25 protein-coding genes and 1 pseudogene are annotated in these 20,294 nt (G+C 61.0%); 3 read left to right on the top strand and 23 right to left on the bottom strand.

Translation table 11 applies throughout. The annotated features are described in order from the left end of the window. Positions 1-8: 8 nt before the first annotated feature. Positions 9-245 carry a DUF4170 domain-containing protein gene (locus tag BM177_RS02445; RefSeq protein WP_091677005.1) on the bottom strand — a complete coding sequence of 79 codons (237 nt, stop codon included), beginning with the start codon at positions 243-245 and terminating at the stop codon, positions 9-11. A 138-nt stretch (positions 246-383) separates the two neighbouring features. Continuing rightward, positions 384-1,265 carry a 3'(2'),5'-bisphosphate nucleotidase CysQ gene (locus BM177_RS02440; RefSeq protein WP_244532037.1) on the bottom strand — a complete coding sequence of 294 codons (882 nt, stop codon included), beginning with the start codon at positions 1,263-1,265 and terminating at the stop codon, positions 384-386. Positions 1,266-1,474: 209 nt separating this feature from the next. Between BM177_RS02440 and BM177_RS02435 the strand changes: the two genes are divergently transcribed. Both BM177_RS02435 and BM177_RS02430 read left to right on the top strand, forming a co-directional pair. Continuing rightward, positions 1,475-2,056 carry a DUF6101 family protein gene (locus BM177_RS02435; protein ID WP_139223481.1) on the top strand — a complete coding sequence of 194 codons (582 nt, stop codon included), beginning with the start codon at positions 1,475-1,477 and terminating at the stop codon, positions 2,054-2,056. A 133-nt stretch (positions 2,057-2,189) separates the two neighbouring features. After that, positions 2,190-2,453 (top strand): hypothetical protein, encoded by a 264-nt coding sequence (locus BM177_RS02430; protein WP_091676997.1) that lies wholly within the window; start codon positions 2,190-2,192, stop codon positions 2,451-2,453. Between the two features lie 353 nt (positions 2,454-2,806). Here BM177_RS02430 and BM177_RS02425 read toward each other — a convergent pair whose 3' ends face one another. From BM177_RS02425 to BM177_RS02330, 21 genes and pseudogenes are all read right to left on the bottom strand, one after another. Then, positions 2,807-3,214 carry a GlcG/HbpS family heme-binding protein gene (locus tag BM177_RS02425; protein WP_091676994.1) on the bottom strand — a complete coding sequence of 136 codons (408 nt, stop codon included), beginning with the start codon at positions 3,212-3,214 and terminating at the stop codon, positions 2,807-2,809. Positions 3,215-3,503: 289 nt separating this feature from the next. Beyond that, positions 3,504-4,142, bottom strand: coding sequence for a hypothetical protein (locus BM177_RS02420; RefSeq protein WP_139223480.1), 639 nt, complete (start codon positions 4,140-4,142; stop codon positions 3,504-3,506). A gap of 83 nt (positions 4,143-4,225) precedes the next feature. Beyond that, complete coding sequence (locus BM177_RS02415) at positions 4,226-4,651, bottom strand: hypothetical protein (protein WP_139223479.1); 426 nt, start codon at positions 4,649-4,651, stop codon at positions 4,226-4,228. A gap of 162 nt (positions 4,652-4,813) precedes the next feature. After that, positions 4,814-4,978 carry a hypothetical protein gene (locus tag BM177_RS19895; protein WP_175492461.1) on the bottom strand — a complete coding sequence of 55 codons (165 nt, stop codon included), beginning with the start codon at positions 4,976-4,978 and terminating at the stop codon, positions 4,814-4,816. Between the two features lie 280 nt (positions 4,979-5,258). Further along, positions 5,259-5,777: a hypothetical protein gene (locus BM177_RS02405; RefSeq protein ID WP_091676979.1), complete on the bottom strand. Its 519-nt coding sequence runs from the start codon at positions 5,775-5,777 to the stop codon at positions 5,259-5,261. 40 nt (positions 5,778-5,817) lie between these two features. After that, positions 5,818-6,297, bottom strand: a complete 480-nt coding sequence (locus BM177_RS02400; RefSeq protein ID WP_175492460.1) for a rod-binding protein — start codon at positions 6,295-6,297, stop codon at positions 5,818-5,820. A gap of 37 nt (positions 6,298-6,334) precedes the next feature. Next, a complete protein-coding gene (locus tag BM177_RS19405; protein ID WP_139223478.1) occupies positions 6,335-6,739 on the bottom strand; it encodes a hypothetical protein in 405 nt (134 codons plus the stop codon). 78 nt (positions 6,740-6,817) lie between these two features. Next, positions 6,818-7,497, bottom strand: a pseudogene (locus BM177_RS02390) (flagellar biosynthetic protein FliR). Positions 7,498-7,568: 71 nt separating this feature from the next. Beyond that, positions 7,569-9,659, bottom strand: coding sequence for a flagellar biosynthesis protein FlhA (flhA, locus tag BM177_RS02385; protein ID WP_091676966.1), 2,091 nt, complete (start codon positions 9,657-9,659; stop codon positions 7,569-7,571). A 189-nt stretch (positions 9,660-9,848) separates the two neighbouring features. Next, on the bottom strand, positions 9,849-10,115 hold the full coding sequence (gene fliQ / locus BM177_RS02380) for a flagellar biosynthesis protein FliQ (protein ID WP_091676963.1): 267 nt from the start codon (positions 10,113-10,115) through the stop codon (positions 9,849-9,851). After that, positions 10,112-10,522: a flagellar hook assembly protein FlgD gene (gene flgD / locus BM177_RS02375; protein ID WP_091676958.1), complete on the bottom strand. Its 411-nt coding sequence runs from the start codon at positions 10,520-10,522 to the stop codon at positions 10,112-10,114. Before flgD ends, fliQ begins: the two co-directional genes overlap by 4 nt. A gap of 22 nt (positions 10,523-10,544) precedes the next feature. Then, positions 10,545-10,955 (bottom strand): flagellar biosynthesis repressor FlbT, encoded by a 411-nt coding sequence (flbT, locus tag BM177_RS02370; RefSeq protein WP_091676955.1) that lies wholly within the window; start codon positions 10,953-10,955, stop codon positions 10,545-10,547. A 9-nt stretch (positions 10,956-10,964) separates the two neighbouring features. Beyond that, complete coding sequence (locus tag BM177_RS21080; protein ID WP_425284352.1) at positions 10,965-11,141, bottom strand: flagellar biosynthesis regulator FlaF; 177 nt, start codon at positions 11,139-11,141, stop codon at positions 10,965-10,967. A 309-nt stretch (positions 11,142-11,450) separates the two neighbouring features. Continuing rightward, complete coding sequence (locus tag BM177_RS20465) at positions 11,451-11,639, bottom strand: FliM/FliN family flagellar motor C-terminal domain-containing protein (RefSeq protein ID WP_244532061.1); 189 nt, start codon at positions 11,637-11,639, stop codon at positions 11,451-11,453. A gap of 29 nt (positions 11,640-11,668) precedes the next feature. Then, on the bottom strand, positions 11,669-12,391 hold the full coding sequence (locus BM177_RS02360) for a flagellar motor switch protein FliM (protein WP_244532036.1): 723 nt from the start codon (positions 12,389-12,391) through the stop codon (positions 11,669-11,671). A gap of 6 nt (positions 12,392-12,397) precedes the next feature. Then, entirely contained in the window at positions 12,398-13,276 is an 879-nt protein-coding gene (gene motA, locus BM177_RS02355) for a flagellar motor stator protein MotA (RefSeq protein WP_091676946.1), read from the bottom strand. A 165-nt stretch (positions 13,277-13,441) separates the two neighbouring features. Then, positions 13,442-15,199 (bottom strand): gamma-glutamyltransferase, encoded by a 1,758-nt coding sequence (ggt, locus tag BM177_RS02350; RefSeq protein WP_091676941.1) that lies wholly within the window; start codon positions 15,197-15,199, stop codon positions 13,442-13,444. After that, a complete protein-coding gene (gene recQ, locus BM177_RS02345; RefSeq protein ID WP_210185875.1) occupies positions 15,196-17,034 on the bottom strand; it encodes a DNA helicase RecQ in 1,839 nt (612 codons plus the stop codon). The genes ggt and recQ overlap by 4 nt, the downstream gene beginning before the upstream one ends. Positions 17,035-17,236: 202 nt before the next feature. Further along, complete coding sequence (locus BM177_RS02340) at positions 17,237-17,971, bottom strand: ABC transporter ATP-binding protein (protein WP_091676938.1); 735 nt, start codon at positions 17,969-17,971, stop codon at positions 17,237-17,239. After that, the gene (locus tag BM177_RS02335; RefSeq protein WP_091676934.1) at positions 17,940-18,680 is read right to left on the bottom strand and encodes an ABC transporter permease; all 741 of its coding nucleotides are present in this window, start codon (positions 18,678-18,680) and stop codon (positions 17,940-17,942) included. The genes BM177_RS02340 and BM177_RS02335 overlap by 32 nt, the downstream gene beginning before the upstream one ends. Positions 18,681-18,683: 3 nt before the next feature. Continuing rightward, entirely contained in the window at positions 18,684-19,787 is a 1,104-nt protein-coding gene (locus BM177_RS02330; RefSeq protein WP_244532035.1) for an ABC transporter substrate-binding protein, read from the bottom strand. 105 nt (positions 19,788-19,892) lie between these two features. Between BM177_RS02330 and BM177_RS02325 the strand changes: the two genes are divergently transcribed. Next, entirely contained in the window at positions 19,893-20,288 is a 396-nt protein-coding gene (locus BM177_RS02325; protein WP_091677537.1) for a c-type cytochrome, read from the top strand. The last annotated feature ends 6 nt before the right edge of the window (positions 20,289-20,294 follow it).

Below are 20,294 nucleotides of genomic sequence, written 5' to 3'. Positions count from 1 at the left end.
GTCGCCCTTTATTTCGGCTCCTTGCCCGGATCGAGCAGCCGGTGGAGATGAACCACGAAATAGCGCATATGGGCGTTATCGACGGTCGCCTGCGCTTTGCTTCTCCATGCCGTCACCGCCGACTGGTAATCGGGAAAGATTCCGACGAAATCTATTTTGTTCAGATCGCGAAATTCGGTTCCGTCCAGATCCTTGAGTTCCCCTCCGAAAACAAAATGGTGAAGCTGCTTGCCGTCGGTGGTCATGGATTTCCTTCCGAAAGTTTGAAAGGCCTTATGGCCCGCGGACTAGAGCATATGATGCTGGAGCGATTTCTGATCGATCGCATGACTTCATGCGATCGGAAAGCGCTCCAGCGCAAGCTTTAGAATATGCGCCGTGACTCAAGCAAGAGGCGCGCCTTTAACACAGCGGGCGGCGGCGTTGACCTCGGCGTGTATCTGCCGGGGAGCCGCCGTAAGGACGCCGTGACGGGTCTCCTTGCGGTTATAAACGATCGCACGCCCGTCGAGGCCCGCCAACCGCCCCCCGGCCTCCTGAAGAATGAGATCGGCGGCCGCGATGTCCCAATCGTGGGCGTTCTCGGACGCGAACCCCGCGTCGAGGGCGCCCGAAGCGACGAAGGCGATGCGCATCGCGAGAGAGGGAATCCGCGGCTGCAGATCGAACTGCAGACCGCAGCGGCGCAGTTCGGCCGCAAAAGAAGCGGGCGCGGCGACCTTCGCGCCTTCCTGTAAGGCGCCAAGCCGAGACACTTCCATCAACGCGCCATTGAGCCGCGCGCCTCCAAGATGAGTGGCGACATAGGTTTCGGCGAGAGCCGGAGCGTGAACGACCCCGATCAAAGGCCTCCCGTCCTTGACGAGCGCAATCGAAACCGCCCAGGTCCGGTGGCCATTCAGAAACCCTCGCGTGCCGTCGATCGGATCGACGACGAGAACGAGATCGTTCTCAAGACGCGCCGCCGTGTCTTCCGATTCTTCGGAGAGCCATGCGGCGTCAGGACAAAGACTTTCGAGACGTTCCTTGAGAAACCGGTCCACCAGATAGTCCGCCTCGGTGACAGGCGAGCCGCCTTGCTTGTGGAAAATCGTCGCGCTTGTTTTTCCGCCAGGCCGAAAAAAATCGAGAGCCATGTCTCCCGCGGTTTGCGCGGCGTCCACAATCGAGGCGGCAAGAGCGCCAGATGACGAGATCGAAACCAATGCGTTCATTTTCCAGCCAAACGGGAATGGCGCCCAGACCTTAAGGATGCGGCGCAGCATAAGGGAGTTCTGCGGAAATAGCGACGCCAGCCCGCCTTTTCCAGCAAGGATTGGGCCTTGGGGGCCGCAAACGCGCAGCGATGCAAATCTGCAACGACGCCCAAGTTTACACTTCATTGACCAGAGAAATTAGCAAAATCGATCATCCTCCGACTGAGACTGCGGGCCAACGTCGAACCGTCATCCGGCAAGCCAGGGATCAGGCCAAAATGCATCAAGCCCCGTCCGAAGACAAAAGCCCGCGAATGCTCTCGGCCCGCGTCGCTCACGACGCGCGCGCCGACGGCGGGCGGTGGACTTTGGTCCTCGATCCGGATTTCGTGATCATCAGCCGCCGCGTCAACGGCATGAGAATGCATTTGTCGGTTCCGATCGTTCATTACGACGGCGTCGCCATCGCGGAAAACAAACATCCCGAGGGCGCGCTCTACCGCATCCGGCTCGTCCACCCCGATCCGGAACTCTGCGTCCCCTTGAAAGAATCGCGTGACCGCCCGTTCAGTCTCGACGCCTGGGCCGCATGGGCGGCTTTCTTCGCTGCGCCGGCCTTCGTTGAGGATATCAACGACAGAAGGAGCGTCGCCAGAATCGCCGGCGCCCGTCGCGACGTCGAACTTCCGGCCCATCGCTCGGCGCTGTCCGGAAATAGCGCCGTCAGAGGCGCCGCCGGTCTTTCCGCGAAACCCTTTTTGAGAAGCCGCGCCCGCTCGGGCGCGAACCGGAAAACCGATGGCAACGGTCGGTTAGGCCCGGTGATCCGGGGTGAGCGGGAAATCATTTCTTACGAATAAAACGGCCGCCGACGATATCGGCTCGTTGCCGCCTTCCCGCGCGGGACATGCGAGGCCGCTTGAATTGCGCGGCTTACGCTCATTCCCATACAATGCTATGCTAAAACGCTGACGAATCGTCAGGGGAAATGAAATGAACCTTACGATTGATCCGCTGGTGGCTTTCGGGGTTCTGGCCTGCACTGCCGTGACTGATGCGGCTTATGTGATGTTCACATCGGCTGTTGTGGCGAGAAAACGGCTCTGGGCGGCGAACTGGAGCGGGATCTGGTATATGCTCTCCGCCTTCGCCGTGATCAGCTACACGCAGCATGCGATCTACGTGATTTTCGCCGCGATGGGCTCCTGGATCGGCGCGTTCGTTACGATGACGTGGCTGCGGCGCGATCCTCCGTGATCCGGCGCCCCCACCCCGAAAGGCGGCGTATAGAGCATAGTCTTTGACTCTGGAGCGATTTCTGATCGATCGCATGACTTCATGCGATCGGAAAGCGCTCCGGCTAGACGGATTCAGGGCGCGCCGGATCAATCCGTCCAAAAGCTCTGAACGACTTCAGATGAAGCCCGTCCCGATATTCATCGGAAGTCTGATCCTTCTGAACTCTGATCCTTGTTTCGCGACAGCCGAAGGCGCAAACGGCGGCCGCGAAAACCGGGTTCCGTCTTTTTCTGCGTCACGCTCCGAGCCTCGCCACGAAGCCGAACGCTTGCGCATCCCCCCGACTCATGGCCGGCGACGGGCGACAGCCTCTACAGCTTCGCCGCCACATCGACGCCCGCCCGCGCGACTTGCGCATCCTGCGGTGACTGGACCCCCGAAACGCCGATCGAGCCAACAATATGGCCATCGTTCAGCAGCGGCAAACCGCCTTCGATTGGTGTCGCTCCCGGCAGGGCCAGCATCGCCGATCGGCCTCCCGCGATGACTTCCTCGAGACTCTTGGTCGAACGTTTGAACAGGAAAGCGGTGCGCGCCTTTTTCTGCGCGACGACGATCGACCCCACGGGAGCATCGTCCATCCGCTGCAGGTACAAAAGGTTGCCGCCGTCGTCGAGAATGGCGATCGTCACGCTCCACTGATTGTTGCGCGCCTCCTCCTCGGAAGCGGCAGCGATCTGCTTGGCGTCGGCCAAGCTGAGCGCTTTCTTGATATGCATCGGCTTTCTCCCTGAAGGCGGAACGGCGGTCCGCCGCATAAGTCACAGATTGCGGAAACGTCTGACTGCGATGTCTCGCGCTGGACTTTTAACCGGGTTTATCGATTGGACTCCAGAGGAAAAATGCCTCGCCGCCGCGAGCGTTCGCCGGCAGGCATCGGCGCAACTCAATAGACCCAAAGAAGCGAAATCACGGCGCCTACCCCTCGCCCCGCCGCCGCGCCTTCCGGGGAATAGCCAAACAGCGGCCTTTCGCGGATCACATGATCGACGGCGGCCCAACGCAAGATCAGCGCGCCTCGACGATCAACCCGGCCTCGGCGACGACGACCCACCTGCCGGCGCGCTTGTCGATCGAGAGAACGCGTCCCGCTTGAGGCAGCGACGCGCCCGGAGCCACGACGTAGGACTTTCCTCCTGATTGCACGATCGCGACGCCCTTGTGGACGAAACGCAATACATAGCTTGGCGCGACGCCAGGCGGGTTGGATTTGGCGCCGTCGGCCTTGATGGCGGGCAGGATATCTCGCCTCGCTTCGACCGCGGCCTCGTCGCGCCCTCGAATGATCGAACCCGTCGCATCAAAATCGAAAGGCTCGGCTTCACCGCCGGTGCGACTTAAGTCCGGCATTGCGTCCCGTGGTTTGGCGAGCGCGGCGCCAAGGATCCTGCGCTCCCCCGCCTTGACGCTGTCCGGGCCGCTTTCCGTTGCGATCATATAGCCGGCAAAACTTGCCGCCACCATCGCCGCGCCCACCCCTGCCGCGGCAAGCCCTCGATCGGCGGACGCGTCAGGGCCGCATTCCTTCATCGTCCGGACAGCGGAAAACATTCTGCTTGGACCCAGGCGCTTCTTCGCTCCAAGGACGCCGCCCGGCCGCGTCTCCGCCCCTTCGACCATCATCCGCGACGCCAAGCGACTCTTCATTTTGTTCCGCGTCATGTCGAGACCACCTCGTGAAGCGTTCCGTGCAACGCCAGTTTTGAAATGACCTGATCAGAGCGAAATGATCACGCGATGAATTCCTTCGCTTCCTGGAGCGAGGGAAAATGACGCCTCCCCAGCATGGTCTCGACCTCGACGGCGCCGTCCGTGAAGAGAACGTAGGCGCGGTCCTTGACCCAGCCTCGCTCCACGATCTGCCTTTGGCGCGCGAGCGGTTGATCCCCTGCTTTTCCGGATGATTGCGTCGTCCGGGCGAGCACCGCTTCGAAAAATTTGTTCAATGCGCCGAAGCCGGTTTGCAAGACCCCCAGGATCGCCGCCCCGAACCCGCTCAAGATCAAGATCTGAGCAATCATGTCGAAGCGCGACGGCGCCTCCATTGGATGCCCCCAAAGAGCGAACAGCTCCCCAAGCCTTGGGGCTGAAAGGAGCATCGTCCAGCCCAGAGTCACAATCATCAATCCCACCCATGAAAGCCTGTTGAGATACATATCTACTCCTTCACTCTCGTCGAGACATTGCGCCTTTCGTCGAGGCGTCGCGGCGCCACTGTCGCCGCCGCATTCAATCGCCCAAAACCTTCGGATTCAATCACCCAAGACCTTCGCCCGGCCGCGCGTCCACCAAAAACGCCACAGCCGCGGCGTGCGCCGTCATTTCGAAATTTCGGCTTTTGGAACGTAGTTGAATTCCCCCACAAGCACGTCCTTGATGATGTCGTCGCCAAGCCGCCTGTTGACGCGATCGGCGAGACTTCTGGTCAGTCCCGACAAGTCATATTTTTCGATGTGGCCGAAATCAAATGGCTCGGAATACAAATCCGAAACGCTTCATCGGCGACGAATGCGTCGGGCTCGATCGAAACCTGCTTAAGCGCCTTCACGTCCACCAGGTAAACGAATTGCGCCGTAACATAGCCCTCAACCGCGCCGTTGATGATAATAGGAACGTTTATGGGAGGCGTTGTCTTGCGTCCTATCCCAGCAGCTGAACTTGAAGTGATTGTAGATTCGTCCGATCCTCGCCTCCATGTCCCGCTCACATAGGCCGAGGCGGCGGTCACGATGCAGACCCAGACGGCCGTCGCGATGAGGCGTATCATCGCTGGCGCCCGTTGGTATTGATGCTTTGAGAATATGTTCCATCCGAATCGTGCTCTTGTATGGCGCGCGCGATGGAAGCCGCCACCGCGCCGACGGCCTCTAGATGCGTCTGCAGGATCGTGAGATTTTCATTCAGCTTCGACCGCAGTCTGATCAAGGGCGCGTTCGCAGTCGAATCGGCCGCAGCTGGATCGAGCGCGCGCAATGCGATCATCGCGCGACTGAACTCGAGAAGACCATGGCTTTTTTTATGATTGAAATCGTACAACGCAATCGGCTTGTGCTGTTTCAACAGGATCGTTTCGTGTTCCAGCACCTCTTCCAGCCGCTCCACAGAATTGATGAAGGCGTTGAGAATGATTCGGAGCTCGCCTTGCGCCGCGTTTGCCTCGGTGTCCCGGTCGTTCCACATCTCTTTCGCCTCATAAGGCCAGGCGGCGCCAGATGACGCCGGAAGGCCGTCAAGCGCCCGGTGCGTGCGCTTATCGTATTGACGCGGGAATATCAGGCTCATCAGGCGTGCGAGTTTGAAATGACGAGGCCGGCAAAAAGAATCACCCCGGCGCGCCCAAGCGCGTTCGCGCCGCTGAACCGCCCGGTCCGGTTAAAGTCGCCTCGCCCAAGCCAAGATTGACGCTTTTCCCGATCTGCCCCGCGAGCTGCTCCGCGAGCATGGATTTCCAAATGTCGCCGGCCGACCCCTGGCCGAAGAACCCGCTGTCCTTCGGGAGAAGGTTTTCCACGAGATGTTGGAGGACGAGCTGTTCGAGCCCCTTGTAGGCTTTCACACCGGAGGCCTTTCCGGATCCGACAGGCGGCGCGGCTGCCGTAGCGCCGCCGATGAGATCAAGTTGGGTACGAAGTTCGGCTTGGCCGCCCTCTCCGCCTGACGCCGCCCCCAGGACGCTGGCGAAAGCGGCGCCAGAGCCATCCTCACCGATCCGCGTCAGCTTCGCCGTCGCAGCAAGAGACCTGGCGGGATCAGCCGCTCGAGCAACATCAAGGACAATGTCCGAAGGCGGTTTGATCGACAATGTTCGATTCTCCGAAACAGCGGAAACAAATACACAATCACACCTTCGCCTTGCCGCAAACTTGTGCGCCGGCCGCGGACTCGACAGCATCAAGCAGAGCCTGCTTGTCATCGAGCCGCCGCGTTTCATCCGTCAGGTTCCGGACCATCTGTTGCGCCCGGCGAAGCCGACGGCGCTCCTCCAGCCGGCGACGGCTTAGCGCTTCCATTTCCTCCTTCAACGTCGCCCGGCGCTCCTCCAGCCGGTGGAGTCGTTGCATCATCGTCACGGCGAAAGGCGCGGCGAATGCCGATTCGGCATCAAGAAACGCGACGAGCGTCCGCCGCCGTTCGTCCAAGAGCGCGCGCTCGCGAGCAATCTCGATCAGGCGCCAATCCGCCAGGCGATCGATTTCGCTCTGTACGGCATGGAGGCGCCTCGCCTTTTGAAGCCGCTCATTCACGACGGCCTCCTCGTTCTCGCGCGTGCGCCAGCCAAGGACGGGCTTTCACCACTGGCCTTTCGAACATGTCACTCTTGACTACCCCTTTTCCAGCCATGCGGAAAAACCCGCCAGAAACAGTTCCAGGAAGGGCTTACAGGTCGCGTAAAGCAACCACAGCCCACCGTATGCTACAGCTGGAACCGTCACAAAATAGAGCGGTATTTGAGGCGTCAGTTTCGATGCAAGCCCGACCGCCAAATTGACGATCAAGGCATAGACGATGAACGGACTGCTGATTCTGAGCGTCAGGATAAAAGACCTTGAGAGGCACTCACCCACTGCAATCAAGTCGAATTGCGTCTTAAATTCTCCGGCCACCGGAAGCGCGGCGTACGATGAGAGCAATCCGCGGACAACTTCCCATTGCAGATCGAAACAAAGAAAATTGTCGTCGCCGCCAATGTCAACAGGGAGGCCACCGCCGGATTTGACTCGCCTTCGCCAACCACAGACGCGATTGGACTGGAGAGGCCGATCGACATCGCGACGACGGACGCGAGCGTTTCGAGGGATCCAAAATAAATTCGTCTCAAGAATCCGATAGTGGCTCCAATCAAGAGCTCTGACATAATGATGAGCGTGAGATTGACAGGATTTAACCCAGCCAACCGAGCTTCGATTTCCACGGACAAGAGAGGGACGAACGCAAGAGCTACGGCGAAGGCCAGAAACAATCTGACGTTCACCGGAACGCGCGCGCTCGAAAGCCCGGGCATCAACATGAGGCAGGCGCCAATGCGGCAGAAAATCGTGAAGGCGGCCAAAACGGCGTCCGTCCCGATTTGCGTCACGAAATCATCCCGAGCGATTTGATTTCGGCGCCCCTTGCGATCTCGAGATGAGAGAGCACGGGCAAAGTTGCAAAAAGACGTTCGACGACCATCCTGACGTAGGGGCGCGCCTCCGGCGTTATGACGAGGACGAACTGATGCCCTTGATCCATTGTTCTGCGAATCACAGCCGAAGCGTCGCTGCTGAACTCTTCGACCATCGCGGGATCAAGATCAAACTCAATGATTTCCCCTTTGCCGTCGCGTTTAAGACTTTGATGAAACGCAAGATCCCACCGGTGACCAAGCCGCAAGACCTTAAGTTGTCCCTTGTCCATGAGATCGCCGCAGATCTGCTGCGCCATTCGCATGCGAACATGTTCGGCGACTTGCTCCGCTCGCCGCGCATGAGGAGTGATCTCCGCGATCGCCTCAAGAATGAGATGGAGGTTGCGAATCGAAACACGTTCGGCAAGCAGCAGTTTCAAAACCGCCTGCAAGCCTGAAAATGAGATCTGAGACGGACAAATGTCGTCGAGGAGCCGCTTGTAGTCAGGACCAAGCCGCTCCAGAAGGGCGCGCATGTCTTTATAGGAAAGAAGCTGAGCCAGATTATTGCGGACAACCTCGCTGAGATGAGTGAGCAGAACCGACATGTTGTCAACCGGAGCAAATCCATCTCGCTTGAGCTCATTGACGAATGCTTGCGAAACCCAGACGGCCTTCATCCCGAACGCAGGCTCACGGGTTTCATCGCAAGGGAGATCGGGCCGCGCTCCCTCGCCCGTGATCACCATAAGATCACCGATACGGAGCTCGTGTTCCGCAACCGCTGTCCCATGAATTTTGATTCTGTACCCCTTCGCGGGAAGCGCCAATTCGTCGGAAAGCTTGATGTCAGGAACCACGAGCCCGTATTGCCGGGCGAATTTACGCCGCATTTTCGCGACGCGCACGGCGAGTTCGTTGTGCGACGCGAGCAGCCTCGCCGAGAGCTGTTTTCCAAGACACAGCTCGAGTTCGGCGGTGCGGATCGATTCCTTGACCGAGTTCTTCGCCTCGAGCCTCGTCCGCTCCTCGGCTTCGGCTGTCCTGGCGCGTTCGGCTTCCCGATCCTTGGACAGACGCTTTGGCGCCGCATATCCGACGAAAGCGAGCACGCCGCCCAAAAACGCGAACGGGAACAACGGAAGGCCCGGCACGATCGCCATGCCAAACATCAGGAGCGCGGCCACAAATAGCGCCCTTGGATATTTCATGAGTTGATTGAGGACCGCCTCCTCCGCAGCTCCCCGTGTGCCCCCTTTGGAGACGAGCAGGGCAGCAGCTAACGAGACGATCAGAGCCGGGATCTGAGAGACAAGGCCATCGCCCACCGAAAGCTTGACGAAGACGTCAGCTGCTTCTCCAAGAGGCATGTTGTGGCGGGTAGCTCCAATGACGATCCCGCCGAATATATTAACCGCCAGGATGATCAGACCGGCCACCGCATCGCCACGGACGAATTTCGACGCTCCGTCCATCGAGCCGAAGAACGAGCTTTCCTCTTCCAAATCCCGCCGCCGACGTTGCGCCGCCTTTTCGTCAATAAGGCCCGCAGACAGATCCGCATCGATCGCCATCTGCTTGCCGGGAATAGCATCCAGCGTAAATCTGGCGCCAACCTCCGCGATGCGCGTGGCGCCCTTCGTGATCACGACGAAATTTACCGTGACGAGAATGGCGAATACGATGAGCCCGATGACGAAATCGCCGCTCATGACGAGCTTCGAAAAGCCTCCGATGATATAACCCGCGGCGGTCAGCCCTTCCGCGCCATTCGCCAGGATCAGCCTTGTCGTCGCGATATTGAGGGCCAGCCGGAGCAGAGTCGCGACGAGCAGAATTGTCGGAAACGCTGAAAAATCCAAAGGGCGCTCGATCCACAGGGCGACCATAAGGATCAAGACCGAGAGCGCAATGGAAAATGCGAGCCCAAGATCTATAAGGAATGCGGGAATCGGCAAGAAGAATATAGAGAGTATGGCGACAATGCCCGCTGCAAAGCCAACATCTCTTATGCTCTTGCGCTCGACGGCGCCAGGATGAGGCAACAAGATGTCGGCCATACGCGCTCCTCGATGCATCAGTCGAGGAAATCGACTGTTGCGCAAATAACAACGGATGTGAAAAGCCTGATAGTCTCAGCTTGCCCCAAGATGACCGAGGTCGTAGGCGAACCTGATCAACTTGAAAATGCGAGGTTCAAAGGCGAGGGCGGAGAAAACCCCTCCCACTGATATTTTCTAATACAGTGGCTAAAAGCCTTTTTCGATTCGCGAGTAGACGCGCTCTGTGAATGAATAGATTTGACCGTCGATAAAGGGAGCCCCAATCGCCAGCACAATGAAGATCACGATTATTTTCGGCACGAACGTCAGAGTCATTTCCTGTACCTGAGTCAGCGCCTGAAGCAACGCAACGACGAGTCCTGCGACCATTGCGGCGCCGACAGCAGGACCTGCGCCCAGAATGATCGTCCAAAGGGCCGCCCTGATCAGTTCAAGCGCGTCGGCTTCATTCATTGAGAACTCACCGAAATGCCGGGGCCTATGACAATTGCGCCGCCATTGGTCAGTGTGGCCGTGACGCTTCCACCAGTGTTGGTTTGAAGCGACGCCACCGTTCCACTGACTGATCCGTCGGAAGAAGTCACCTTCTCGCCTAACAAATTTGTCGCCTGTGAGGACAATAGAGCATTAAGAGTGGAGTTCGTTTGAACCTGCTGCTCAACTGATGAGAAAGATGCCAGCTGACTCATGAATTGCGTCGGATCCGTCGGACTTGTCGGATCCTGATTTTTAAGCTCTGCGACCAGAAGCTGCAGAAATTGGTTGTAATCAACCGTGGATGAGGCCGAGGTCGCCGCCGACGTCTTTGATGAAGCGGCGGAAGCGGCGCTCGCCACAGTGGAAACGTTGCTAACGGACATGATGCTTTTCCTCGAATGCTTTTTAAGCAGCTTGAGTAGGAGATAATTTTGCGCCTGCCGCGAGTATTTCGGCTTCGATCGGAAAAAGGGTGCGGATCGCCCTTAACGCTTCGAACACTCGGTTAGATTCAACCAGAGCCTTAACGCCGCGAAGCCCTACTAATAATGCGCCATGTTCCGAGATCTCAAGGAGCATCCGAACAGACATCCGGAACATCTGTTGCGCAGCTTCTGTATCAGTTGGATTCATCAAGATGATCTGCACGATGAAATAGAGTTGGCGGAGCGGCGTCGTCGCATCCTCAACCTTCATGACATGCGCCTGAAGGAGAAACGCCGCATCGTTCAAAAGTTCCAGCGTGACTTTCCGATCCGCGCGAAGCACGGCTCCGTTGATGTAGATTCTCTCGCCGGCCCGCAGCAAAATATGCATTGGCTCACCTCACTTCAAGCCATCCCGGATCGTCGCGCAGATCTCAATCAGGCCGCAAAAGTTCTCGGAACTCCCGCAGCGGATCAAGTCGGTTTCCTTAATGATCCAAAGGCCAATGGAAACCAGATTCGCCCGCAGCGCTTCGGGCAGATCATTGTCCGCGGCAGTGAGATCCTCGATCAGCATTCGCCACAATCGGCACAAAAAGTTAAGCGCCTCGGAGGCGATTGCCGACTCCGCGCCAGCGGTCTCGGCTTTCTGGCGCAATATCGTTTCGAGATTGCGGCTCCCTTGAGATTTTGCCGCGATGTCGCGCTCATCCTCTCGCTGCGGTTCGCTTTCAACTTCGGACATGACGACCCCCTTGTCACTGCGGCGCTGCGGCGCCTACAACGTTGACGGAACTTTCGATGAGAAGCCTTTATATCTGCGGCCCGCGCGTCAGCTCCCTGTCTTGTGCGGAGTGGACGCGGTCTTGGCTTTGCGCCGACGTCGTCAGGTCGAGGCGACATCATCGATGAATTCCTGTTCCTTGTTGATGAAATCCTCGACGCGCATGGTGTAGCATCCGGCGTCCTGGCCAAGGCTGCACCAGAACAAAGGCTCGGCGTTGCACTTGAGCTTCACGCGCGTCTTGATCGTCGCCTGCAGGGCGAAGATCTGCCCGACGCGCAGGTCGGCGATGTCGCCGAGGACAAAATGCCGCTCTTCGATCAGGCCCCGGATGGCGACTTCGGTCGTCCGATTTCCGTTTCGATCTGCTTCGTCCAGCCGGGGTCGCGGACGGCCATGTCGGCTGACGGATTACGCCCAAGATGAGGCCGAATGGAATTCAGCGCTCCCTGCGGGATCAGGACAAACATTTCGCCGCTTCGCCCAAGAATCCGAAGCCTCATTCTTGTGACGACGCCGAACGTGTTGCGGGGGGCGACAACGGCGAAATCGAGACGGGTCTCAACCCTCTCCAGAGAGAGGGCCGCCTCGCAGACGGATGCGAACGAAGCCTCCATGGCCTTGCCGAGAAGTTCAAACGCCTTTTGCGCCAGCCGCAGCTCGAGAGCGGAAAACGGACGTTTGTCGAGGCGCTCGGATTCTCCGCCATCGCCCCCAAACAGCGCCTCCGCCAGAGCAAAGACGAAATTGCAATCAAGCCCGATCAGGATCCGAGAGTCCCACGCCGCGACATTGAAGACGCCGATGACGACATTGCTTTCGTAGGCGTCCAGAAAATCCCCGATCCGCCTTGTGCCGATCGCATCGACCGAAAAGAACGCAGGGGACGCCGACAGGCGCCTCAGGTTCTCGGAACATAGCGCCGACATTTTGTCGAAGATGACATGCAGCATCGGCATCCGGTCGACGGAGACTCCAACAGCGTCGAGCAGCCGCTCCGGACCTTCCTTAAGATTTGCGCCGTTTACGGGTCTGTCCAGCATGGCCGCTCAAGCCGCTTGCTGGGCGGCTTTGCCGCCGCCTGACACGGTCTCGTTCTCCACCATGTCGATCGAAGGGCGGCTATGCGCCGAGATCGTCTTGCGCCCGTGTTCCAGCGCGATCTGCGGCATGGCGCCATTCATGAACGCGAGCAACGTTTGCTTGACGATGATGTAGAGTCTGCAACGCTGCATCCGCGAGACCTTGATCTTGTGCGCGAGCGGCGCCACCAGCGCATAGGACATGAAGATGCCGGCGAAGGTGCCAACGAGCGCCGCGCCGATCAACCCGCCAAGCAGTTCCGGCGATTGGTCGAGCGCGCCCATCGCCTTGACGACCCCCAGCACGGCGGCGATGATTCCGATCGCGGGAAGTCCGTCGGCGACGGCGCTCAGCGCATGATACGGCTTGAGCTTGTCATGGATGACGGTCTGGATTTCCTCATCCATCAAAGCCTCGATCTCATGGGATTTCGCATTGCCGATGATGATCAACCGGCAATAGTCGCAAATGAATTGCGTGAGGTCGATGTCGGCGAGAACTTTGGGGAAATTCCTGAAGATCGCCGATTCTGTGGGATTGTCGACATGCTGCTCGACTTCGCTGCGCGCCTTGCCGCGCAATTCCCGCATCAGCGTGTAAAGGACCCCGAGGGCGTCGAGATAATCGCGCTGGGCGACGGAACGATCGAGGACGGCGTCCCTGATCGCTGCGCCGGTGTCCTTGATCGTCGAGAGCGAGTTGGCGACGATGAAGGTTCCAAGCGACACGCCGCCGATGATGACGAATTCCCAGGGCTGCCAGATCACGGAGATATGTCCGCCCATGGCGGCGAAGCCGCCAAGCATACAACCAATTGCGACAATCATGCCGATTGCAAAAGCCAAGGGAGCGCCTCCGTCGAACGATCTGTACAAATCGTTAAAGGGAAGGACTTGCGCCAAGCTGAATCTCGAGGATCGAATTGATCGCGATCCGCGAAGACGCACCCCGCCGGACGCCGAGGTGCCACCAGCGACTGACAATGTTGGCGCGCGGCTGTTCGGCGCGGATCAATATCCGGCCGCGCGGGCTCCACGCGAGCGGGCGTCCGCCGCGCCAAGGAGCATTCCGTTCGCGCGCGCGACGCTTTGCGCCGAACCCCAGGCGCCGCGGACGGCGACGTTATGACCGAGCGCCTCCAGCAGCCTGATCGTGTCCGGGGAGACGCCGCGTTCGACCTCCAGCTGGGCCGGCAGCCATTGATGATGGACCCGGGGCGCCGCTGTCGCCTCGGCGAGGTTCATGCCGAAATCGACAAGGTCGAGAATGAGCCCGGCGACGATCGTGATGATGCGCGAGCCGCCCGGCGATCCGGTGACGAGTTCGAGTTCGCCGCCGTGGAACAACATCGTCGGCGCCATGGAGGACAGCGGCCGCTTGCGCGGCGCGGGCGCATTGGCCGCGCCGCCGACGAGGCCGAACGCGTTCGGCGCGCCGGGCTTGGCGGCGAAATCATCCAACTCGTTGTTGAGCAAAAATCCTGCGCCGTCGGCGACGAGCCCGAGACCATAGGAAAAATTCAAGGTGGTGGTGTTCGCCACCGCGTCGCCCGCCGCGTCAACGATGGAGAAATGCGTTGTCTGATCGCTCTCGTAGGGCGCAGGATCAAGCGGCTTGACTTCATCCGGCCGGCGCGCGCGGCTTAACGGAATCTCCTGCCGCAATCGCGCGGCATGGGCCTTCGAGAGAAGGCCTTTCAGCGGGACCTCCACCTGATCGGGATCGCCGAGATACGCCGCCCGATCGGCGTAGACGGATTTCATCGCCTCGGCTTCGAGATGAATGCTCGCGGCGGAATTGGCGCCCTGCTCCGCCAGCGGAAACCCTTCAAGGATATTGAGGAGTTCGATCACGTGGACGCCCCCGGACGACGGCGGCGGAACCGAGACGATCTCATGGCCTCTGTAGGAGCCGCGCAACGGCTCGCGTTCGATCGCGCGATAGGATTTCAGGTCCTCCAATGTCATTCGGCCGCCGGCCGCCCGCACGCTCGCGACGATTTTTTCGGCGACCGGCCCCTCGTAGAACGCGCTTTCCCCGCGCGCGCCGATGGCCTCGATCACAGAGGCGAGATCGCGCTGGACGAGCCTGTCGCCGCGCGCGAGCGGCGAACCGTCGGAACGCAGAAAAATTCGCGCCGAGGAAGGCCAGCGCCGCAGACGCTGTTGCGCAAGAGGAAGCGAGTCGGCGAGATCCTCCTCGACCAGAACGCCGCCGCGCGCGAGAGCGATCGCGGGGGCCGCCAGTTCGGCGAGAGAAAACTTGCCTGATCCATATTTGCGCAACGCCAAACAAAGTCCGGCGACGGTCCCCGGCACCCCGACGGCGAGGCCCGTGTCGCGCGATTTGGCCGGATCAGCCTCGCCGGCCTCGTTCAGGAAAACATTCGACGGCGTGTCGGCCGGGGCCATCTCGCGATAGTCGATGACCAATGTTTTGTTTTCATGAGCCAGATAGATCAGCATGAAGCCGCCGCCGCCAAGGTTGCCCGCCCGCGGAAAGGTGACCGCGAGAGCGAGGGCGACGGCGACCGCCGAATCGACCGCATTGCCGCCCCGCCGCAGGACGTCGACCCCGATTTCGGCCGCGGCGCCTTCCTGAGCCGAAGCCATTCCATGGCCGGCGACGACGGGAAGAAAACGCGCGCCCTGGGAAATGATGGGCGGCTGCGACTCCGCCGCGGCGGGGCTCAAGCAGAAAGCCGCCAGAGCGATCGCGATCAGACCCTGGCGAAGGAAAGAGCGGGCGACGTCTCGCGCTGGCCTCATGAGGCCTCGCTGTGAGCCTGGACAATCGCGAGGAACATCGCCCCGTAGCGGCTCGCCTTGGCCGGCCCGACGCCGTGAATGCGCTGGAGATCCTCCGGGGTCCGCGGCCGCGCGATCGCGATTTCGATCAGCGCGCTGTCGTGGAGAATGACGAACGCAGGCGTTTTTTGCGCTCTGGCGATTTCCAGCCGTTTGGCCTTCAGCGCCGCCAGCAGCTTGTGCTGCCTCGCCGTCAGCGGCGCAGGCGACGCGTCAGTCCTCGCGGCCGAACTCCCCGGGCCGGTCGCGGCGCGAGCGTCCGCCGGCGCGATTTCACCGCGCAGGGTAAGGGGCGTCTGGCCCAAGATCACGTCGCGACCGGCGTCGGTGAAAACCCAGCGGTCCCGATCCTCGGGGTCCTGGGCGATCAACTCGGACGCGTGCAGCTGATGAAACATGCTTCGCCACTCGCTGACGGCGAATTCCTTGCCGACACCGAATGTCGGCAGAAGATCGTGGCCATGGCGCTTGATCGCGTCGGTCGCCTTGCCGACGAGGAGATTGGCGAGATGGCCCGAAAAAAAGCGCCCGGAGGTGCGGTGGATCGCCGACATGATTTTCTGGGCGGCGACGACGCCATTGAAAACCGGCCAATGGCCCTCGCAGATGTCGCAATTGCCGCAGGGATCCGACGCCTCGCCAAAGGCGGCGAGCAAGGTCTGTCGCCGGCAGCGCGGGGATTCGCACAAGGCGATCAGGGCCTGCAATTTCCGCTGCTCCGCGCGCTTTCGTTCCGCCGACGCGTCGCCCTCGGCGATCTGGCGCTCGCGAAGGCGGATGTCGCCGTCGCTGAACAAGGTCAGCGTCTTGGCGGGCAGGCCGTCGCGCCCGGCGCGGCCGATTTCCTGGTAATAGGCCTCGACGCTCTGAGGCAGATCGGCGTGGCAGACGAAGCGCACGTCGGGCTTGTCGATTCCCATCCCGAACGCGACCGTCGCGACAATCACCACGCCGTCGCAGCGCAAGAATTCGTCCTGATGCGCCGACCTGATTTCGGCGGCGAGCCCGGCGTGATACGGAAGCGCCGGCGCGCCGATGGCCGAAAGTCTCCGGCTGAGATCCTCCGCGCCTTTCCGTGAGGCGCAATAGACGATTCCGCTCTGGCCTTTATGGCGCGCCACCATGTCCTCGACCTGCCGGGCGGCGCTCGTCTTGCGGCGCATGGACAAATGAATGTTGGGCCGGTCGAACGATCGAACGAAGATTCTCGGCGGCGAGGAAAACAAGGTCCGCACGATCTCCGCGCGGGTCGGCGCGTCGGCAGTCGCCGTCACGGCGATCAGTTGAAGGCCGCCGATCGCTTGCGCGGCTTGCGCGAGGCCATGATATTCGGGGCGGAAATCATGCCCCCATTGCGACACGCAATGGGCTTCGTCGATGGCGAGCGCATTGGCGCCCGCCTCGCGCAGCAGCGCGGGCGTATCCGGGCGCAGCAGCCGCTCCGGCGCGACATAGACGAGGCGATAGCGGCCTCGCCTGAGCCCCGCCTCGATCGCCGCGTTCTCGGGCCCCGTATTGGCCGAATGCAGCGCCGCCGCCGCGACGCCGCGCCGCTCCAGCTGCTGCACCTGATCACGCATGAGCGCGATCAGGGGAGAAACCACGATCGTGAGGCCCTTGCGCACGATCGCGGGCAATTGGTAGCAGAGCGACTTGCCCGACCCCGTCGGCATGACGGCGAGGACATTCTCGCCGGAAAAGACCGCGTCGAGAACCTCGATCTGCCCCGGCCTGAAATCCGCAAAGCCGAACACCCGCTCCAGCGCGGCCCTCGCCTCGATTGTGTCTGGATGCACGATGTCCCCGCCCAACGTTCTTTGCTGATTCTACATCAATTTCGCCAGAACCGGGAAAGAAGCTGCATTCACCGATGCGGATCTTTGCTCGGAGCGCTTTCCGATCGCATGAAGTCATGCGATCGATCAGAAATCGCTCCAGTTTCAAAACCTTGAGCATATTCTTGTCGATTGGATTGATTCCATCCGATCGGAATATGCTCTAGCCGCCATGCGCCGCGGCCATCATCGCGGCGAGTTCGGCCCTGATGTCCGCCGCCGCCTCGGGCGTCAGCGCGAGACGGGGCGTTTCGATCCTGCGGTCGGCGATCACGCGGCCGGGCGCCGGCGACAGGACCACGATCCGGTCGGCGAGCGAAATCGCCTCGTCGACGTCATGCGTGACGATGAGCGTCGTCGATCTGAGCCTCTCGACAAGGCTCGTCAGCTCCGTGCGCAACCGCCGCGCCAAAATCGCGTCGAGCGAGGCGAAGGGTTCGTCAAGAATAAGCAGGTCCGGGGCGATGGCGAACGCGCGGGCGATGGCGACGCGGCGGGCGAGGCCCAGCGACAATTCGCCGGGGAAATGATCAAGATGTCCGGCGAGCCCCAGCGTCGCGACGATGGCGTCGAGGTCTTTGCCCGGCGGCGCGCCCGCGATCCGCAGATTCTCCGCGACGCTGCGCCACGGCAGAAGCCTTGGCTCCTGGAAGACCATCCCGATCCTGCGGCGCGCCGGCAAGGTGACGGCCCCCTCGAACTCCTTGTCGAGCCCGGCGATCAGGCGCAGCAGGGTCGTCTTGCCGCATCCGGACGGCCCGAGCAAGGCGCAGACTTCGCCCTCGCCTAAAGAGAACCCGACATCGCGCAGCACGACCCGAGACTCGCCCGAGACGGCGCGCCGGGTCTTCAGGGCGACGGCGACTTCAAGCAGGGTGCGGCCGCCAGCGGGAGACATGACGCTCGATCGGTTGGACGATGAAGGTTTCCATCGCCAGCATGAGGCCGACGAAGGGAAGGGCGTAGGCGAGGAGCCGCGTCACGTCGAAAAGCTGAAACGCCACGCCGATCTCGAACCCGACGCCATTGGGACGCCCGAGCAATTCGACGACAAGCACGATTTTCCAGACGAGCGAAAGCCCCGATCGCGTCGCCGCGGCGAGATAGGGCGCGAGTTGCGGCAGGATGACGTGCCGCAGCCGTGCTCCCCGGCCAAGGGCGAAAATCCTCGCCATCTCGTCAAGACCGCGATCGAGCGCGCGCGCGCCTTCGCGCACCGTCACGGCCGTATTCGGCAACTTGTTGAGGGCGACCGCGCCGATGGCGGCGGTCTCGTTCAGGCCGACCCAGATATAGGCGAGGACAATGATGACCAGCGCCGGCAGATTCAACAGAACGATCAGCCAGGGGTCGAGAAGCTGATCCGCCATCTTGCTCCTGCCCATGACGAGGCCGAGCGCCGCGCCAAGCGCCATGGCCAGCGTGAAGGATGCGATCACGCGGGCGAGCGTCGCGCCGAGGTTGACGGCAAGCGCCCCCGAACGCGCTTCCGCGCCCACGACGGCCAGCACCGCGAGAGGCGGGGGAAGCGCGCGGGATCCAAGCAGCCCCGACCCCCATTGCCAAAGGACCAGCAGGACCAGGAGCGAGGCCAGGCGGATGGGCATGGATCAATGTTCCGGTGCACGTTTACCGGAGGCGCCGCGATAATAGATCGCGGGATCAAGCTCCGCCGCCGGGCCGACGAGATCGGCGCCGCCGGCTTTGAAGAGGATGCGATACAGCGCGCTGGCGTCGGCGAATTCGGCGTCGATTGAACGGTTCGGTATCCCCTCGACATAGGTTCGCCGGTAGAGCGCGAGTTCCGCGGCGGTTTCAACCCCGGCCTTGCGGCCGATCTCCACCCAGTCGGCGTCGGAACCGACGAGCGTCTCCCTGGCTTCGTTCGCGATCTTGAAGAAACGCTCGAGCGCGTTCGGGGCGCGCTGCGCGAAACCTTCGGAAAAGACATAGCCGACCATCGCGACGCGATCCTTCGCGCCAAGGCGCGTTTCGACCTCATCCATTGCGATCAGACGCCGGAATCCGCGCGATTCAAGGCTGGCGCAATAGGTCCAGAAGTTCAGGCTGGCGTCCGCTTCGCCGTTCAGGCTTTTCTGGTAAAGTAGCGCCGGGGCGCCGTAAATCACATGCGCGATTGACTTCAGGTCGAAAGTCGAGGCTTTCGCAAGCGCCTGCAGCAACAGCCAGCTCTTGTCGAGAGGCCCGCCGGCGACGGAAATCGTCTTGCCCTTCAGATCGGCGAGGCTCAGGACCGGCGAATTCGCCGGAACCATCACGGCTCCGAGCGCGGTCGAATAGGGCGCGAAAACCAGCTTGGCGCCAAGACTTCGCTCGCGGGCGACCCATAACCAATCGGTGAGAATGACGTCGACGGCGTCTCCGGCCAGCGCGATTTTCGCGGCTTCGGGGGAGGCGAGTTCGGTCACTTCGATCTCGAGGTCCGCGGCTTTGTCAAGGCCGCGCGATTTGATCAGTCCAAGCTCCCAGGCGAGCGTGCCGGTTTTCTGCGCTGCGACGCGCAGCTTGTCGGCGGCGTGAGCGTCGGCATTTCCGCTCAAAGCCATCGTGAGGCCCAGCGCGGCGCCCCGCGCCAGCCTCAGCGCCCTTCCGAATTGGGAAAGCGCCCCTAGCCCGGCGGCGACCCGGCGTCCTGCGTTCGGATTGATTCTTTGTGAGTTCGGGTTGTCTTGGGGCATGGTCTCAGGATACATGGATCGTCGCGCCAGGTATATTGGTCTCCGGCGCGCTGGTCATATTGACGAGCAAATCGGGGGTCATTCTTGAAAGACCGCCGCACAAAGGGAAGGGAACTGAATATGAGTTTGAAACTTGCCTGTATGGCCGCCACGGCCGCTTGGATAGCATCCGCCGCCGGGGCTTTCGCCGCGGACGTCGCCGCCGGCGAAGCGATCTTCAATCAAAAGTGCAAGGTCTGCCATGCTATCGGCGAGGGCGCGAAGAACTTCGTCGGCCCGGAGCTGAACGGGCTTATCGGGCGCAAGACGGGCGCCGTCGAGGGATATAGCTATTCCGACGCCAACAAGAATTCCGGCATCACCTGGGACGAGACGAACCTGAACGAATATCTCGCGAACCCGAAATCCAAGGTTCCCGGCACGAAGATGATTTTCGCCGGATTGCCCAAGGACTCCGATCGCGAAAACCTTGTCGCCTTTCTCGCCCAGTTCGGTCCGACCGGCGCGAAAAAGTAGCATCCG

Origin of the sequence: Methylocapsa palsarum, from assembly GCF_900114285.1 — a bacterium.
In the GTDB taxonomy this organism is placed as follows: domain Bacteria; phylum Pseudomonadota; class Alphaproteobacteria; order Rhizobiales; family Beijerinckiaceae; genus Methylocapsa; species Methylocapsa palsarum.
The sequence above is the reverse complement of the archived record's forward strand: the minus strand, read 5'-3'. Positions and strand labels throughout refer to the sequence as shown.

Bases quoted from the DNA above. Each gene is read 5' to 3' on its own strand.
- BM177_RS02405 (WP_091676979.1), bottom strand. From the start codon at position 5,777: ATGAGCCTGATATTCCCGCGTCAATACGATAAGCGCACGCACCGGGCG.
- BM177_RS02420 (WP_139223480.1), bottom strand. From the start codon at position 4,142: ATGAAGAGTCGCTTGGCGTCGCGGATGATGGTCGAAGGGGCGGAGACG.
- BM177_RS02430 (WP_091676997.1), top strand. From the start codon at position 2,190: ATGAACCTTACGATTGATCCGCTGGTGGCTTTCGGGGTTCTGGCCTGC.
- BM177_RS02435 (WP_139223481.1), top strand. From the start codon at position 1,475: ATGCATCAAGCCCCGTCCGAAGACAAAAGCCCGCGAATGCTCTCGGCC.
- BM177_RS21080 (WP_425284352.1), bottom strand. From the start codon at position 11,141: ATGCTGATCGAGGATCTCACTGCCGCGGACAATGATCTGCCCGAAGCG.
- BM177_RS02360 (WP_244532036.1), bottom strand. From the start codon at position 12,391: ATGCTGGACAGACCCGTAAACGGCGCAAATCTTAAGGAAGGTCCGGAG.
- flhA (WP_091676966.1), bottom strand. From the start codon at position 9,659: ATGGCCGACATCTTGTTGCCTCATCCTGGCGCCGTCGAGCGCAAGAGC.
- flgD (WP_091676958.1), bottom strand. From the start codon at position 10,522: ATGTCCGTTAGCAACGTTTCCACTGTGGCGAGCGCCGCTTCCGCCGCT.
- BM177_RS02335 (WP_091676934.1), bottom strand. From the start codon at position 18,680: ATGCCCATCCGCCTGGCCTCGCTCCTGGTCCTGCTGGTCCTTTGGCAA.
- BM177_RS02440 (WP_244532037.1), bottom strand. From the start codon at position 1,265: ATGCTGCGCCGCATCCTTAAGGTCTGGGCGCCATTCCCGTTTGGCTGG.
- BM177_RS02330 (WP_244532035.1), bottom strand. From the start codon at position 19,787: ATGTATCCTGAGACCATGCCCCAAGACAACCCGAACTCACAAAGAATC.
- BM177_RS02415 (WP_139223479.1), bottom strand. From the start codon at position 4,651: ATGTATCTCAACAGGCTTTCATGGGTGGGATTGATGATTGTGACTCTG.
- ggt (WP_091676941.1), bottom strand. From the start codon at position 15,199: ATGAGGCCAGCGCGAGACGTCGCCCGCTCTTTCCTTCGCCAGGGTCTG.
- fliQ (WP_091676963.1), bottom strand. From the start codon at position 10,115: ATGAATGAAGCCGACGCGCTTGAACTGATCAGGGCGGCCCTTTGGACG.
- BM177_RS02325 (WP_091677537.1), top strand. From the start codon at position 19,893: ATGAGTTTGAAACTTGCCTGTATGGCCGCCACGGCCGCTTGGATAGCA.
- BM177_RS02425 (WP_091676994.1), bottom strand. From the start codon at position 3,214: ATGCATATCAAGAAAGCGCTCAGCTTGGCCGACGCCAAGCAGATCGCT.
- BM177_RS02445 (WP_091677005.1), bottom strand. From the start codon at position 245: ATGACCACCGACGGCAAGCAGCTTCACCATTTTGTTTTCGGAGGGGAA.
- BM177_RS02340 (WP_091676938.1), bottom strand. From the start codon at position 17,971: ATGTCTCCCGCTGGCGGCCGCACCCTGCTTGAAGTCGCCGTCGCCCTG.
- flbT (WP_091676955.1), bottom strand. From the start codon at position 10,955: ATGCATATTTTGCTGCGGGCCGGCGAGAGAATCTACATCAACGGAGCC.